Below are 15,066 nucleotides of genomic sequence, written 5' to 3'. Positions count from 1 at the left end.
AGTGCCCTCCAAGGAGCCCCCGGGCCGCCGCGTCCCCGGCCCCGCCCGGCCCGCACGCCCCCGGCCCGCCTCCGCCGGGGCCCGCACGACCGGAGCCCGCACGCCCGGGGCCCGTCCGTCCCGCCCCGCCCCGCGCCCGGCCGCGAAGCGTCCCGCGGCCCGGCCTCCGGCCCGGCAGCCCCGCACCATCCGGCTCGGCAGCCCGCGGCCCCGGCTGCGGCTGATCTCCCTCGGCCTGACCCTCGTCATGCTGGTCTTCGTGGTGCGGCTGCTCCAGGTCCAGGCCGTCGACGCCGGTGCGTACGCCGCCAAGGCCGACAAGTACCGCTTCCAGGAGTACACGCTCTCCGCCGAGCGGGGCGAGATCACCGACCGCAACGGCATCGCGCTCGCCGCCAGCGTCGACGCGTACGACATCACCGCCGACCCCAAGCTCTTCACCCGCGAGGAGTCGAAGACGGCCGACGCCCCCGAGCAGGCGGCCGCGCTCCTCGCCCCGATCCTCGGCAAGCAACCGGCCGAGCTCGCGAAGAAGCTGCGCACCCCCAAGTCCCGCTACACCCTGCTCGCCCGCAAGCAGACCCCGCAGGTCTGGAACCAGATCAAGGACCTCAAGCGGGTCTACGGCCAGAAGGCCCAGGCCGTCGGCGGGAACGGGATCAACCTCCTCGGCGGCATCCTCAGCGAGCCCAGCAGCAAGCGCGTGTACCCGAACGGCGAGCTGGCCGCCGGGATACTGGGCTACGTCAACGCCGAGGGCCGCGGCGCCGGCGGTCTCGAGTCCATGCTCGACCGGGAACTCGCCGGCAAGGACGGCAAGATCCGCTTCACCCAGTCCGGCGGCCGCCAGGTGCCCACCGCGGGCTCCCAGGGCACCCCCGCCGTCCCCGGCTCCGACATCGAGCTGACCATCGACCGGGACATCCAGTGGGCCGCCCAGCAGGCCATCACCGAGCAGGTGAAGAAGTCCAGGGCCGACCGCGGCTACGTCGTCGTGCAGAACACCAGGACCGGCGAGGTCCTCGCCATGGCCAACGCCCCCGGCTTCGACCCAAACGACCTCTCCGCCGCCAACGCCGCGGCCATGGGCAACGCCGCCCTCCAGGACGCCTACGAGCCCGGCTCCACCAGCAAGATCATGTCCATGGCCGCCGTCCTGGAGGAGGGCAAGGCCGCCCCCGACACCCACGTCACCGTCCCCAACCGGCTCCACCGCGGCGACCGGCTCTTCAAGGACGACGTCGACCACAGGACCTGGTACCTGACGCTCAACGGCGTCCTCGCCAGGTCCAGCAACATCGGCACCATCCTCGCCACCGGCCGACTCGGCGCCGACCAGGCCGAGTCCAACCGGGTCCTCTACTCCTACCTGCGCAAGTTCGGCATCGGCAGCCCCACCGGCCTGCGCTACCCGGGGGAGACCCCCGGCATCCTCGCCAAGCCGCAGGACTGGTCCACCTCGCAGCAGTACACGATCCCCTTCGGCCAGGGCCTCTCCGTCAGCGCCATGCAGGCCGCCTCCGTGTACTCGACCATCGCCAACGGAGGCGTACGGATCGAACCGACCCTCGTCCGCGGCACCAAGGGACCCGACGGGCGCTTCGCCGCGGCCCCCGCGCCCAAGGAGTCCCGGGTCGTCAGCGAGAAGACCGCCAAGACCCTCGCGCAGATGCTGGAGTCCGTCGTCGACGACGAGGACGGCACCGGCAACAGGGCCGCGATCCCCGGCTACCGCGTCGCGGGCAAGACCGGCACCGCCAACCGCGTCGACCCCGAGCTCGGCCGCTACAAGGGGTACACCGCCTCCTTCGCCGGCTTCGCCCCCGCCGACGACCCGCAGATCACGGTCTACTGCGCCATCCAGAACCCCACCAAGGGAAGCTACTTCGGCGGCCAGATCTGCGGACCCATCTACAAGAAGGTCATGGAGTTCGCCCTCAAGACCCTCCACGTCGCCCCCACGGGCAGCGCCCCCGCTCGACTGCCCGTCGACTTCGAACCCACCCCGTGACACTCCGGGAGCACCAGTGACAACGATCACCCCCCATTCCGGGAACCGGAAATCGAACTCCGGCGAGGCCCCGGGCTCTTTTGGCCCCGCACAGGGTGCGCCCGGTACGCTCACCGCCGTGCCACACGCTGATCAGTACCGAAACGCCCCACCCCGGCCGGAGCAGGCCCGCCCGACACCCCTGGGCGACCTGGCCGCGCAGCTCGGGGTCGAAGCCCCGCGGGCCGCCGAGATCTCGGGCATCACGCACGACTCGCGGGCCGTGCGCCCGGGGGACCTGTACGCGGCCCTGCCCGGCGCCCGCGCGCACGGCGCGGACTTCGTCGCCCAGGCCGCCGGGCTCGGTGCCGCCGCGATCCTCACCGACCCGGCGGGCGCCGAGCGCGCCGCCGCGACCGGCCTCCCGGTCCTCGTCGTGGAGAACCCGCGGGGCCGGATGGGCGAACTGGCGGCCGCGATCTACGGGCGCCCCGGCGAGGACCTCCTCCAGATCGGCATCACCGGCACCTCGGGCAAGACCACCACCGCCTACCTGGTGGAAGGGGGACTGCGCGGTTCCGGGCGGAGGACCGGCCTCGTCGGCACCGTCGAGATGAGGATCGGCGACGAGCGCATCAAGTCCGAGCGGACCACCCCCGAGGCCACCGACCTCCAGGCGCTCTTCGCCGTCATGCGCGAGCGGGGCGTCGAGGCCGTCGCCATGGAGGTCTCCAGCCACGCCCTCGTGCTCGGCCGGGTCGACGGCTGCGTCTTCGACGTCGCCGTCTTCAACAACCTCAGCCCGGAGCACATGGAGTTCCACTCCGACATGGAGGACTACTTCCAGGCCAAGGCCGGGCTCTTCACGCCCGCGCGCAGCCGCCTGGGCGTGGTCAACCTCGACGACGCGTACGGCCGCAGGCTCGTCACGGAGGCCACCGTCCCGGTCGTCACCTTCTCCGCCGAGGGCCGGGCCGAGGCCGACTGGCGCGCCGAGGACCTCGTCCTCGGCTCCCACGACTCGACCTTCACCGCCGTCGGGCCCGAGGGCGAGCGGATCTCCGCCACCGCCCCGCTGCCCGGCCCGTTCAACGTCGCCAACACCCTCGCCGCGATCGCGACCCTCGCCGCCGCCGGCCTGGACCCGAAGGCCGCGGCCGAGGGGGTCGCCGCCGTCCCCGGCGTCCCGGGCCGCCTGGAGCGGGTCGACGCGGGCCAGCCGTACCTCGCGGTCGTCGACTACGCGCACAAGACGGACGCCGTCGAATCGGTCCTGCGCTCCCTGCGCGAGGTCACCGAGGGCCGGCTGCACGTGGTCATCGGCTGCGGGGGCGACCGGGACACCACCAAACGCGGCCCGATGGGAGCCGCCGCCGCCCGGCTCGCCGACACCGCCGTCCTGACCTCCGACAACCCCCGCTCCGAGGACCCCCTGGTGATCCTCGGCGCCATGCTCGCCGGCGCCGCCGAGGTGCCGGCGGAGGAACGCGGCCACGTCCTCGTCGAACCCGACAGGGCCGCAGCCATCGCCGCCGCCGTCGCCCGGGCACGGCCCGGCGACACCGTCCTGGTCGCCGGCAAGGGCCACGAGCAGGGCCAGGAGACCGCCGGGGTCGTACGCCCCTTCGACGACCGCGAGGTCCTGCGCGCGGCGATTCTCAGCCAGCAGAGCCAGCAGAGCCAGCAGAGCCAGCAGGACGCACACCGTCACGAGAACAGTCAGGGATGAAGCAGTGATCGCCCTCTCCCTCGCCGAGATCGCCGAAATCGTCGGCGGGCAGGCGCACGACATACCGGATCCGGCCACCCGGATCACCGGGCCCGTCGTCATCGACTCCCGCGAGGTGCGGGCCGGCAGCCTCTTCGCGGCCTTCACCGGTGAGCACGTCGACGGCCACGACTACGCGGAGCGCGCCGTCGCGGCGGGAGCGGCGGCCGTGCTGGCCGCCCGCCCCGTCGGCGTCCCCGCCATCGTCGTCGACGACGTCCAGAGCGCGCTGGGGGCCCTCGCCCGCGCGGTCGTGGAACGGCTCGGCACCGATGTCGTCGCCCTCACCGGCTCGGCCGGCAAGACCTCCACCAAGGACCTGATCGCCCAGGTCCTCGACCGGCACGCACCCACCGTGTGGACGCCCGGCTCGCTCAACAACGAGATCGGCCTGCCGCTCACGGCGCTCCGCGCGAGCGACGAGACCCGGCACCTGGTCCTGGAGATGGGCGCCCGCGGCATCGGCCACATCCGCTACCTCACGGAGCTCACCCCGCCCCGCATCGGCCTCGTCCTCAACGTGGGCAGCGCCCACATCGGCGAGTTCGGCGGCCGGGAGCAGATCGCCCAGGCGAAGGGCGAGCTCGTCGAGTCCCTGCCGTCCGCCGAGGAGGGCGGGATCGCGGTCCTCAACGCCGACGACCCGTTCGTCCGCGCCATGGCGAGCCGCACCAAGGCCCGCGTGACGTTGTTCGGCGAAGCGGACGAAGCGGCCGTACGGGCCGAGAACGTCCACCTCACAGAGAACGGACAGCCCTCTTTCAGGCTTCACACACCCACCGGGTGCAGTGACGTGACCTTGCGCCTGTACGGTGAGCACCACGTGTCGAACGCGCTCGCAGCGGCCGCCGTCGCGCACGAGCTGGGCATGCCTGTCGAAGAGATCGCCACCGCGCTCTCCGAGGCCGGCACCCTGTCGCGCTGGCGCATGGAGGTCACCGAGCGTCCGGACGGCGTGACGATCGTCAACGACGCCTACAACGCGAACCCCGAGTCCATGCGAGCCGCCCTGCGCGCGCTCGCGGCCATGGGCAGGGCCGCACAGGCCCGAGGGGCTCGTACGTGGGCGGTGCTCGGCAAGATGGCCGAGCTCGGTGACGCATCGCTCGTCGAGCACGACGCGGTCGGACGGCTCGCCGTCCGGCTCAACGTCAGCAAGCTCGTCGCGGTCGGGGGCAGGGAAGCGTCCTGGCTGCAACTGGGCGCATATAACGAGGGTTCGTGGGGTGAGGAGTCGGTGCACGTGTCCGACGCGCAGGCGGCTGTCGACCTGTTGCGCAGTGAGCTGCGCCCGGGGGACGTCGTCCTTGTGAAGGCTTCCAGGTCGGTCGGTCTCGAACAGGTCGCGCTGGCGCTCCTCGACACCGAGGGCGAGGTCACCGGCCGATGAGGCAGATCCTCTTCGCGGGGGCCATCGGGCTCTTCCTGACCCTGATCGGCACGCCGCTGCTGATCAAGCTCCTTGCCCGCAAGGGGTACGGGCAGTTCATCCGTGACGACGGCCCGCGCGGTCACGCCGGGAAGAAGGGCACGCCCACCATGGGCGGCATCTCCTTCATCCTGGCCACGCTCATCGCGTACGCGCTGGCCAAGGTCATCACCGGTGAGGACCCGACGTACTCGGGCGTCCTGGTGCTGTTCCTCATGGCCGGCATGGGCCTGGTGGGCTTCCTCGACGACTACATCAAGATCGTCAAGCAGCGGTCGCTCGGTCTGCGGGCCAAGGCGAAGATGGCCGGCCAGCTGATCGTCGGCATCGCCTTCGCCGTGCTCTCGCTGCAGTTCGCGGACGCGCGCGGCCAGACCCCGGCCTCCGACAAGCTCTCCTTCATCACGGACTTCGGCTGGTCCATCGGCCCGGTGCTCTTCGTGGTCTGGGCGCTCTTCATGATCCTGGCCATGTCCAACGGCGTGAACCTGACGGACGGCCTGGACGGCCTCGCCACCGGCGCCTCGGTGATGGTCTTCGGCGCGTACACCTTCATCGGGCTCTGGCAGTTCCAGGAGTCCTGTGCCAACGCGATCACGCTGACCAACCCCAACGCCTGTTTCGAGGTCCGCGACCCGCTCGACCTCGCGGTCGTCGCCTCCGCGCTGATGGGCGCCTGCTTCGGCTTCCTCTGGTGGAACACCTCGCCCGCCAAGATCTTCATGGGTGACACCGGCTCGCTCGCCCTCGGCGGCGCCCTCGCCGGTCTCGCCATCTGCTCCCGTACGGAGCTCCTGCTGGCCCTGCTCGGCGGCCTGTTCGTACTGATCACGATGTCCGTGATCATCCAGGTCGGCTCGTTCAAGCTGACCGGCAAGCGCGTCTTCCGGATGGCACCCCTCCAGCACCACTTCGAACTCAAGGGGTGGTCCGAGGTCCTGGTCGTCGTCCGCTTCTGGATCATCCAGGGCATGTGCGTGATCGTGGGCCTGGGCCTCTTCTACGCGGGATGGGCATCGGAAAAGTGACAGAACAGCTCGACTGGAACGGCAAGAAGGTCACCGTCGCGGGACTCGGCGTCTCCGGCATCCCGGCCGCCCGCGTCCTGCACGCCCGCGGCGCGCTCGTGACCGTCGTCAACGACGGCGACGACGAGCGCTCCAGGGCGCAGGCCGCGGAGCTGGAGGCGGAGGGCATCACCGTCCGCCTCGGCGACGGGGCCACCCTGCCGACCGGCACCGAGCTGATCGTCACCACGCCCGGCTGGCGGCCCGACAAGCCCCTCTTCGCGGCCGCCGCCGAGGCGGGCGTGGAGGTCTGGGGCGACGTCGAGCTCGCCTGGCGCCTGCGCGGCCCCGGAGCGGCGCCCTGGCTCGCGGTCACCGGCACCAACGGCAAGACCACGACCGTGCGGATGCTCGCCTCGATCCTGGAGGCGGCGGGCCTGCGGACCGCCGCCGTCGGCAACATCGGCGTCTCGCTCCTCGACGCCGTCCTCGGCGAGCAGGAGTACGACGTCCTCGCCGTCGAGCTCTCCAGCTACCAGCTCCACTGGGCGCCCTCCGTCCGCGCCCACTCGGCCGCCGTGCTCAACCTGGCGCCCGACCACCTCGACTGGCACGGCTCCATGGAGGCGTACGCCGCCGACAAGGGCCGGATCTACGAGGGCAACCGGATCGCCTGCGTCTACAACGTCGCCGACAAGGCCACCGAGGACCTGGTGCGCGAGGCCGACGTCGAGGAGGGCTGCCGGGCCATCGGCTTCACCCTCGGCACCCCCGGCCCCTCCCAGCTCGGCGTCGTCGAGGGCATCCTCGTCGACCGCGCCTTCGTCGAGAACCGGCAGAAGAACGCCCAGGAGCTCGCCGAGGTCGCCGACGTCCAGCCGTCGGCCCCGCACAACATCGCCAACGCCCTCGCCGCGGCCGCCCTCGCGCGCGCCTTCGGCGTCGAGGCGAAGGCCGTACGGGACGGCCTGAAGGCCTTCCGGCCCGACCCGCACCGCATCGAACCGGTCGAGGAGGTCGAGGGCGTCATGTACGTCGACGACTCCAAGGCCACCAACACCCACGCCGCCGAAGCCTCGTTGGCCGCCTACGACCCGATCGTCTGGATCGCCGGCGGCCTCGCCAAGGGCGCCACCTTCGACGAGCTCGTCCAGCGGTCGGCGAAGCGCTTGCGCGGGGCCGTCCTGATCGGCGCCGACCGCGCCCTGATCCGCGAAGCCCTGGCGCGACACGCCCCGGAGGTCCCGGTGGTGGACCTCGACCGGACCGACACTGGGGCGATGTCCGAGGCGGTCCGCGAGGCGGCCCGGCTCGCCCGCCCGGGAGACACGGTCCTGCTCGCCCCGGCCTGCGCCTCGATGGACATGTTCACCAACTACAACAAGCGGGGCGAGGCCTTCGCGGACGCCGTCCGCGCCCTCGCCGCCACCGGGGACGCCTGATCCGACCAGCGGGAGGGTCCGGCCGGACCGGGCACGACTGGAGGGGACAGCGACCATGCCGAGCAAGATCGCCGGGGCACGCCGGCCCTCCGCCGCACGCGGCGGAGGGCGGGCCCCCGCGACCCCGCGGCGGCCGCGCGGCACGGGCGTGCGGGGGCTGTACGAGCGGGCCCGCAAGGCCTGGGACCGGCCTCTGACGGCGTACTACGTGATCATCGGTGCGGGGCTCCTCATCACCACGCTGGGCCTCGTGATGGTCTACTCGGCCTCGATGATCACGGCGCTCCGCTACGACCTGGTGCCCTCCTACTTCTTCCGGAAGCAGTTCTTCGCCGCGCTCCTCGGCACCGGGCTGCTCCTGGTCGCCTCGCGGATGCCGGTCAAGCTGCACCGGGCGCTCGCCTACCCGATCCTGGTCGGCGCGGTCTTCCTGATGGTCCTCGTGCAGATCCCCGGGATAGGGCACGCGGTCAACGGCAACCAGAACTGGATCTCGCTCGGCGGCCCCTTCCAGCTCCAGCCCAGCGAGTTCGGCAAGCTGGGGCTGATCCTGTGGGGGGCCGACCTGCTCGCGCGCAAGCAGGACACGCGGCTCCTGACCCAGTGGAAGCACATGCTGGTGCCGCTGGTCCCCGGGGCCTTCATGCTGCTCGGACTGATCATGCTCGGCGGCGACATGGGCACCTCGATCATCCTCGCGGCCATCCTCTTCGGCCTGTTGTGGACGGCCGGAGCGCCCACCCGGCTCTTCGTCGGCGTGCTCACGGTGGCCGGCGCGATCGGCGTGCTGCTGATCAAGACGAGTTCGAACCGGATGAAGCGCTTCGACTGCATCGGCGCGACCGACCCCGGTGGCGAGGGAGCCCCCTGTCTGCAGGCCGCGCACGGAATCTATGCTCTGGCCTCGGGCGGATGGTTCGGTTCCGGACTCGGCGCGAGCGTCGAGAAATGGGGGCAACTCCCCGAAGCGCACACCGACTTCATCTTCGCGGTCACCGGTGAGGAACTGGGTCTCGCGGGGACGCTGTCGGTACTCGCCCTGTTCGCGGCTCTAGGCTATGCGGGTATCCGCGTGGCCGGAGGCACGGAGGACCCCTTCGTGAGGTTCGCCGCGGGAGGTGTGACCACCTGGATCACGGCTCAGGCCGTGATCAACATCGGTGCGGTGCTCGGCCTGCTGCCGATCGCCGGTGTCCCTCTCCCGCTGTTCTCCTACGGAGGGTCGGCCCTGCTGCCGACCATGTTCGCCGTCGGGCTCCTCATCGCCTTCGCGCGACAGGAACCCGCCGCGAAAGCGGCCCTGGCCATGCGACGCCCCGGCTGGGGCAAGCGGGCCGGGAAGAGATGGAAGTCGATGCGACGGCGCGTCAAGAAGCGCCCGTCCGGAGAGCGGTGAATTTCGGTGCATGTCGTACTCGCCGGCGGGGGGACCGCCGGCCACATCGAGCCCGCGCTGGCCCTCGCGGACGCCCTGCGCAGGCAGGACCCCAGCGTGGGGATCACGGCGCTCGGCACGGAGAAGGGTCTGGAGACCCGGCTCGTGCCCGAGCGGGGCTACGAGTTGGCGCTCATCCCCGCCGTACCGCTGCCCCGCAAGCCCACCCCCGAGCTGATCACCGTCCCCGGACGGCTGCGCGGCACGATCAAGGCGGCAGAGCAGGTCCTGGAGCGCACCAAGGCGGACTGCGTGGTCGGCTTCGGCGGCTACGTGGCCCTGCCCGGCTATCTGGCGGCCAAGCGCCTCGGGGTGCCCATCGTGGTCCACGAGGCCAACGCCCGGCCCGGTCTGGCCAACAAGATCGGTTCGCGGTACGCGGCCGGGGTCGCCGTCGCCACCCCGGACAGCAAGCTGCGCAACGCCCGTTACATCGGCATCCCGCTGCGGCACACCATCGCGACCCTCGACCGGGCGCGGATGAGGCCCGAGGCGCGCGCCGCCTTCGGCCTCGACCCGAACCTGCCGACGCTGCTCGTCTCCGGCGGCTCCCAGGGCGCCCGGCGGCTCAACGAGGTGATCCAGCAGATCGCCCCGGTCCTCCAGCGCTCCGGCATCCAGATCCTGCACGCGGTCGGCCCGAAGAACGAGATGCCGCGCGTCGACAACATGCCCGGTATGCCGCCGTACGTGCCGGTACCGTACGTGGACCGGATGGATCTCGCGTACGCCGCGGCCGACATGATGCTCTGCCGCGCGGGCGCGATGACCGTCGCCGAGCTCTCCGCCGTCGGGCTGCCCGCCGCGTACGTCCCGCTGCCCATCGGCAACGGCGAACAGCGGCTCAACGCCCAGCCGGTGGTCAAGGCGGGCGGCGGGCTCCTCGTCGACGACGCGGAGCTGACGCCGCAGTGGGTGCAGGGCAACGTCCTGCCCGTACTGGCCGATCCGCACCGGTTGTACGAGATGTCCCGCGCCGCCGCCGAGTTCGGCCGCCGGGACGCCGACGACCTGCTCGTCGGCATGGTGTACGAGGCGATCGCCTCCCGCTAGCGGGAGGGTGAGGGCAGGAGGCGCCAGGTGGCAGCCGGACCGACGACCGCGGAGAAGAGCGGTACCAGCAAGTCGAAGGGGTCGTCGGGGCGGTCGTCCGGCGCCAGCACCCGGAACCACCAGTTCCGGGTACCTGCCCCCAGGGTGCTCCTCGTGGCGCTCGGCCTCGTCGCGCTCGTGGCCGGCGGGGCCTGGGCGCTCTACGGATCGTCCTGGTTCCGTGTGGAAGATGTGAAGACTTCCGGCACCCGGGTCCTGAAGCCGGCCGAGGTCGAGGCGGTCGCCGCCGTCCCGATGGGCGCCCCGCTCGTCACCGTCGACGCCGACGCGATCGAGGCCCGGCTCCGGCAGCGGCTGCCGCGGATCGAGTCGATCGACGTCGTGCGGTCGTGGCCGCACGGAATCGGGCTGAAAGTGACGGAACGGCAACCCGTCCTGCTCGTCGAAAAGGGCGGAAAGTTCACCGAGGTGGACTCCACGGGCATGCGGTTCGCCACCGTCGACACGGCTCCGCGCGGCGTCCCCCGGCTCGTCCTCGACAGTGCCGCCTCGCCGAGCCTCCGGCGCTTCGGCGCGGACCGGCTCCTCCGAGAGGCGGTCCGCGTCCGTGGCGAACTCCCGCCAGAGGTCGCCCGGGACGCTCGTGTCGTGCGCATCACCTCGTACGACTCCGTCACCCTGGAGCTGGCCGGGGGCCGAACGGTCTTCTGGGGCAGTGGGGAGTACGGCCCGGTCAAGGCCCGGGTGCTGACCGCCCTCATGAAGGCGAGCCCCAAAGCGGGGCACTTCGACGTAAGTGCTCCCACGGCACCCGCCTCGTCCGGGAGTTGACGGCCATCTCCGCTGGCCAGCACCCTGGTTGGCCAGCGCTACGGGTGATCACATAGGGTGAAAAGAAAAACGGGAGGTTCGGCGTGTTCGTTGAACGTGCGCCACTTGTCGACTTAGTGTCCTGTTCGGAAGAGTCCAGCGAACAGAGACACTGGTAACCCTAAACTTCAACGTTAGGGTTCGGGTCGGCGTTTCGGACCGTCCCAATCGGCATCCGTCGGAGCGGCGCGACCAACCGCGCAGCGACGACACGTAACTCGAGGCGAGAGGCCTTCGACGTGGCAGCACCGCAGAACTACCTCGCAGTCATCAAGGTCATCGGTGTCGGCGGCGGTGGTGTCAATGCCATCAACCGAATGATCGAGGTCGGTCTCAAGGGCGTCGAGTTCATCGCGATCAACACCGACGCGCAAGCGCTGTTGATGAGCGACGCCGACGTCAAGCTCGACGTCGGCCGTGAACTCACCCGCGGCCTCGGGGCCGGGGCCAACCCGGCCGTCGGTCGCAAGGCGGCAGAGGACCACCGTGAGGAGATCGAGGAGGTCCTCAAGGGGGCCGACATGGTCTTCGTCACCGCAGGCGAGGGCGGCGGCACCGGCACCGGCGGCGCGCCCGTCGTCGCCAACATCGCGCGCTCGCTCGGCGCCCTGACGATCGGTGTGGTCACCCGGCCGTTCACCTTCGAGGGCCGCCGGCGCGCCAACCAGGCGGAGGACGGCATCGCCGAGCTCCGCGAAGAGGTCGACACCCTCATCGTCATCCCGAACGACCGGCTGCTCTCGATCTCGGACCGCCAGGTCTCCGTGCTCGACGCCTTCAAGTCGGCCGACCAGGTCCTCCTGAGCGGTGTCCAGGGCATCACCGACCTCATCACCACCCCGGGTCTGATCAACCTCGACTTCGCCGACGTGAAGTCGGTCATGTCCGAGGCCGGTTCGGCGCTCATGGGCATCGGCTCCGCCCGCGGCGACGACCGCGCGGTGGCGGCGGCCGAGATGGCGATCTCCTCGCCGCTCCTGGAGGCCTCCATCGACGGCGCCCGCGGCGTGCTGCTCTCCATCTCCGGCGGCAGCGACCTCGGCCTCTTCGAGATCAACGAGGCCGCGCAGCTGGTCAGCGAGGCGGCCCACCCCGAGGCCAACATCATCTTCGGCGCCGTCATCGACGACGCCCTCGGCGACGAGGTCCGGGTCACCGTCATCGCGGCCGGCTTCGACGGCGGCCAGCCGCCGGCCCGCCGGGACAACATCATCGGCTCGGTCTCTGCCAAGCGCGAGGAGCCGGCCCCGGCGCCCCGCGTCACCGAGACCCCCCGCCCGCTGGGCGGCCTCGGCACGGTCGCCCCGCGCGAGGAGCCGGCCCCGGCCCCGGTCGAGCCCGCCCCGGTCGTCAACGAGTCCCCGCTGGCGTCCGTCCCGCCGGTGGTCCCGCCGGCCCGTCCGTACGCGGACAGCCAGGCCGAGGAGCTGGACGTCCCGGACTTCCTGAAGTGATAGGACATCGCTTCGACGCGAACGGCGCCCACTTCGCCTTCACCGACCGGTGGGGCGGGGTGAGCGCCGTTCCGTACGAGGAGCTCAACCTCGGCGGAGCGGTGGGGGACGAGCCGGCGGCCGTACGCGCCAACCGGGCCGCCGCCGCCGGAGCCCTCGGGCTCGACCCGGCGCGGGTGGTCTGGATGAACCAGGTGCACGGCGCGGACGTCGTCGAGGTCGACGGACCGTGGGGGGACGCGGACGTCCCGGCCGTCGACGCCGTCGTCACCGCCCGGCCCGGACTCGCCCTCGCCGTGCTCACCGCGGACTGCGTCCCCGTCCTCCTCGCCGATCCGGTCGCCGGGGTCGCGGCCGCCGCCCACGCCGGGCGGCCCGGAATGGTCGCCGGAGTCGTCCCCGCCGCCGTCGCGGCGATGACGAAGCTCGGCGCCGAACCCGCCCGGATCGTCGCCCGGACCGGACCCGCCGTCTGCGGCCGGTGCTACGAGGTGCCGGAGACGATGCGCGCCGAGGTCGCGGCCGTCGAACCCGCCGCGCACGCGGAGACCTCCTGGGGAACCCCCGCCGTCGACGTCGCCGCCGGGGTGCGCGCGCAACTGGTGCGCCTCGGTGTCCGGGACATCGAGGACGCCGGGGTCTGCACCCTGGAATCGCGCGACCACTACTCGTACCGCCGCGATCGCACCACAGGGCGACTCGCGGGATATGTCTGGTTGGACCGAGAAGAGACATGACGGATCGCAAGTCGGAACTCGCCGCGAATCTCGCGGCGGTGGAGGAGCGCATCGCCGCCGCGTGCGCCGCCGCCGGGCGCGAGCGGGAGGAGGTGACGCTGATCGTGGTCACCAAGACCTACCCCGCGAGCGACGTCAGACTCCTGCACGAGCTCGGGGTGCGGCACGTCGCCGAGAACCGGGACCAGGACGCCGCCCCCAAGGCGGCCGCCTGTGTCGATCTTGATCTGACCTGGCACTTCGTGGGTCAGTTGCAGACCAACAAGGTCAGATCCGTGGTGGGTTATGCCGATGTGGTGCAGTCCGTCGACCGCTTGAAGCTCGTTTCCTCGCTCTCCGCGGCCGCGGAGAAGGCGGGCCGCGAACTCGGCTGCCTCCTCCAGGTCGCGCTCGACGCCGAGTCCGGCGAGCGGGGGGACCGCGGCGGTGTCGCCCCGGACGGGATCGAGGAGTTGGCCGCGGCCGTCGACGCCGCGCCCGGGCTGCGGCTCGACGGACTGATGACCGTCGCCCCGCTCGCCGGGGAGTACGCCGGCCGGCAACGCGCGGCCTTCGAGCGGCTGATGGATTTGTCGACTGTCCTGCGCGCGACCCGTCCGGCTGCGAACATGGTGTCGGCGGGGATGAGCGCGGACCTCGAGGAGGCCGTCGCCGCCGGGGCGACACACGTACGCGTCGGTACGGCGGTACTCGGTGTCCGCCCGAAGCTCGGGTAACGTCGCGAAGCAAGTCGGACCACAGCAGAAAATATGGTCATTCCGCAGAACGGCGGCATGGCCCGTGGATCGCCGGCACTTGGTGACAAGGCCGATCCACCACAGAGCGGAGGACTCAGAGAATGGCCGGCGCGATGCGCAAGATGGCGGTCTACCTCGGCCTCGTGGAGGACGATGGGTACGACGGCCGGGGCTTCGACCCCGACGACGACTTCGAACCCGAGCTGGAGCCGGAGCCCGAGCGCGACCGGCGCCACACCCCCCCGCGTCAGGTGGAGCGCGAGGAGCCGGTGCGGGTGGCGCAGCCCCCGGCCCCCCGGGAGCCGGTCGCCCATTCCGTCCCGGTACTCGCCGAAAGCGGACGTCCGGCCCGAATTGCCCCCGTGGCATCCATCACACCCGAACGCCCGAGCCTGGAGAAGAACGCACCGGTGATCATGCCCAAGGTCGTGTCCGAGCGGGAGCCGTACCGCATCACCACGCTGCATCCGCGGACCTACAACGAGGCCCGTACCATCGGGGAACACTTCCGTGAGGGCACCCCGGTGATCATGAACCTCACGGAGATGGACGACACGGACGCGAAGCGACTTGTCGACTTTGCCGCCGGACTGGTCTTCGGGCTCCATGGCAGCATTGAGCGCGTAACGCAGAAGGTGTTCCTGTTGTCGCCTGCTAACGTCGATGTCACGGCGGAGGACAAGGCCCGGATCGCAGAGGGCGGATTCTTCAACCAGAGCTGAGAACACGAGAACCGGACGGACCGGCCGCGAAGCGGCCGGACAAGCGAGAGCACGAAAGCCAGGGGAGAGGGAAACGCGGGATGGGCGTCGCACTACAGGTTGTCTACATCGTGCTGATGTGCTTCCTCGTCCTCCTGATCGTCAGGCTTGTCATGGACTACGTCTTCCAGTTCGCCCGTTCATGGCAACCCGGTAAGGCGATGGTGGTCGTCCTTGAGGCCACCTACACTGTCACCGATCCACCGCTCAAGCTTCTGCGGCGACTCATCCCGCCGCTGCGTCTCGGGGGCGTGGCACTCGACCTGTCCTTCTTCGTTCTGATGATCATCGTTTACATCCTGATCTCCATCGTGAGCAGCTTCGCGAGGTGATGGTGGAGGAACAAGTGGACGATACGGTCTTGCCGACTGCCGACGACTACG

13 protein-coding genes are annotated in these 15,066 nt (G+C 71.2%); all 13 read left to right on the top strand.

Annotated features, from left to right (window positions below):
- Position 1 precedes the first annotated feature (1 nt).
- The 13 genes from K7G60_RS00295 to K7G60_RS00235 all read left to right on the top strand — a co-directional run bounded on the left by K7G60_RS00295 (position 2) and on the right by K7G60_RS00235 (position 15,015).
- Complete coding sequence (locus K7G60_RS00295) at positions 2–2,011, top strand: penicillin-binding protein 2 (RefSeq protein WP_225798695.1); 2,010 nt, start codon at positions 2–4, stop codon at positions 2,009–2,011.
- A gap of 16 nt (positions 2,012–2,027) precedes the next feature.
- Complete coding sequence (locus K7G60_RS00290; RefSeq protein ID WP_374115554.1) at positions 2,028–3,719, top strand: UDP-N-acetylmuramoyl-L-alanyl-D-glutamate--2,6-diaminopimelate ligase; 1,692 nt, start codon at positions 2,028–2,030, stop codon at positions 3,717–3,719.
- Between the two features lie 4 nt (positions 3,720–3,723).
- The gene (gene murF, locus K7G60_RS00285; RefSeq protein ID WP_225798693.1) at positions 3,724–5,148 is read left to right on the top strand and encodes a UDP-N-acetylmuramoyl-tripeptide--D-alanyl-D-alanine ligase; all 1,425 of its coding nucleotides are present in this window, start codon (positions 3,724–3,726) and stop codon (positions 5,146–5,148) included.
- The gene (gene mraY, locus K7G60_RS00280) at positions 5,145–6,215 is read left to right on the top strand and encodes a phospho-N-acetylmuramoyl-pentapeptide-transferase (protein WP_225798692.1); all 1,071 of its coding nucleotides are present in this window, start codon (positions 5,145–5,147) and stop codon (positions 6,213–6,215) included. Before murF ends, mraY begins: the two co-directional genes overlap by 4 nt.
- Entirely contained in the window at positions 6,197–7,636 is a 1,440-nt protein-coding gene (gene murD, locus K7G60_RS00275; protein WP_225798691.1) for a UDP-N-acetylmuramoyl-L-alanine--D-glutamate ligase, read from the top strand. Before mraY ends, murD begins: the two co-directional genes overlap by 19 nt.
- Positions 7,637–7,691: 55 nt before the next feature.
- Complete coding sequence (gene ftsW, locus K7G60_RS00270) at positions 7,692–9,032, top strand: putative lipid II flippase FtsW (RefSeq protein WP_225798690.1); 1,341 nt, start codon at positions 7,692–7,694, stop codon at positions 9,030–9,032.
- Between the two features lie 6 nt (positions 9,033–9,038).
- Positions 9,039–10,124 (top strand): undecaprenyldiphospho-muramoylpentapeptide beta-N-acetylglucosaminyltransferase, encoded by a 1,086-nt coding sequence (gene murG / locus K7G60_RS00265; protein ID WP_123451410.1) that lies wholly within the window; start codon positions 9,039–9,041, stop codon positions 10,122–10,124.
- Between the two features lie 27 nt (positions 10,125–10,151).
- On the top strand, positions 10,152–10,955 hold the full coding sequence (locus tag K7G60_RS00260; protein WP_225798689.1) for an FtsQ-type POTRA domain-containing protein: 804 nt from the start codon (positions 10,152–10,154) through the stop codon (positions 10,953–10,955).
- 278 nt (positions 10,956–11,233) lie between these two features.
- Positions 11,234–12,448, top strand: coding sequence for a cell division protein FtsZ (gene ftsZ, locus K7G60_RS00255; protein WP_225798688.1), 1,215 nt, complete (start codon positions 11,234–11,236; stop codon positions 12,446–12,448).
- Complete coding sequence (gene pgeF, locus K7G60_RS00250) at positions 12,445–13,185, top strand: peptidoglycan editing factor PgeF (RefSeq protein ID WP_225798687.1); 741 nt, start codon at positions 12,445–12,447, stop codon at positions 13,183–13,185. The genes ftsZ and pgeF overlap by 4 nt, the downstream gene beginning before the upstream one ends.
- A complete protein-coding gene (locus K7G60_RS00245) occupies positions 13,182–13,901 on the top strand; it encodes a YggS family pyridoxal phosphate-dependent enzyme (RefSeq protein WP_225798686.1) in 720 nt (239 codons plus the stop codon). Before pgeF ends, K7G60_RS00245 begins: the two co-directional genes overlap by 4 nt.
- A gap of 122 nt (positions 13,902–14,023) precedes the next feature.
- Positions 14,024–14,644, top strand: a complete 621-nt coding sequence (locus K7G60_RS00240; protein ID WP_225798685.1) for a cell division protein SepF — start codon at positions 14,024–14,026, stop codon at positions 14,642–14,644.
- Between the two features lie 80 nt (positions 14,645–14,724).
- Positions 14,725–15,015 (top strand): YggT family protein, encoded by a 291-nt coding sequence (locus K7G60_RS00235; protein WP_017238790.1) that lies wholly within the window; start codon positions 14,725–14,727, stop codon positions 15,013–15,015.
- Positions 15,016–15,066: the final 51 nt, after the last annotated feature.

The sequence above is a fragment of the Streptomyces sp. NK15101 genome, from assembly GCF_020400725.1.
Lineage (GTDB): Bacteria > Actinomycetota > Actinomycetes > Streptomycetales > Streptomycetaceae > Streptomyces.
The sequence above is the reverse complement of the archived record's forward strand: the minus strand, read 5'-3'. Positions and strand labels throughout refer to the sequence as shown.

What these genes read in the sequence shown, in the direction of transcription:
- mraY (WP_225798692.1), top strand. Translation starts at nt 5,145, where the DNA reads ATGAGGCAGATCCTCTTCGCGGGGGCCATCGGGCTCTTCCTGACCCTG.
- murD (WP_225798691.1), top strand. Translation starts at nt 6,197, where the DNA reads ATGGGCATCGGAAAAGTGACAGAACAGCTCGACTGGAACGGCAAGAAG.
- ftsW (WP_225798690.1), top strand. Translation starts at nt 7,692, where the DNA reads ATGCCGAGCAAGATCGCCGGGGCACGCCGGCCCTCCGCCGCACGCGGC.
- K7G60_RS00245 (WP_225798686.1), top strand. Translation starts at nt 13,182, where the DNA reads ATGACGGATCGCAAGTCGGAACTCGCCGCGAATCTCGCGGCGGTGGAG.
- K7G60_RS00240 (WP_225798685.1), top strand. Translation starts at nt 14,024, where the DNA reads ATGGCCGGCGCGATGCGCAAGATGGCGGTCTACCTCGGCCTCGTGGAG.
- K7G60_RS00235 (WP_017238790.1), top strand. Translation starts at nt 14,725, where the DNA reads ATGGGCGTCGCACTACAGGTTGTCTACATCGTGCTGATGTGCTTCCTC.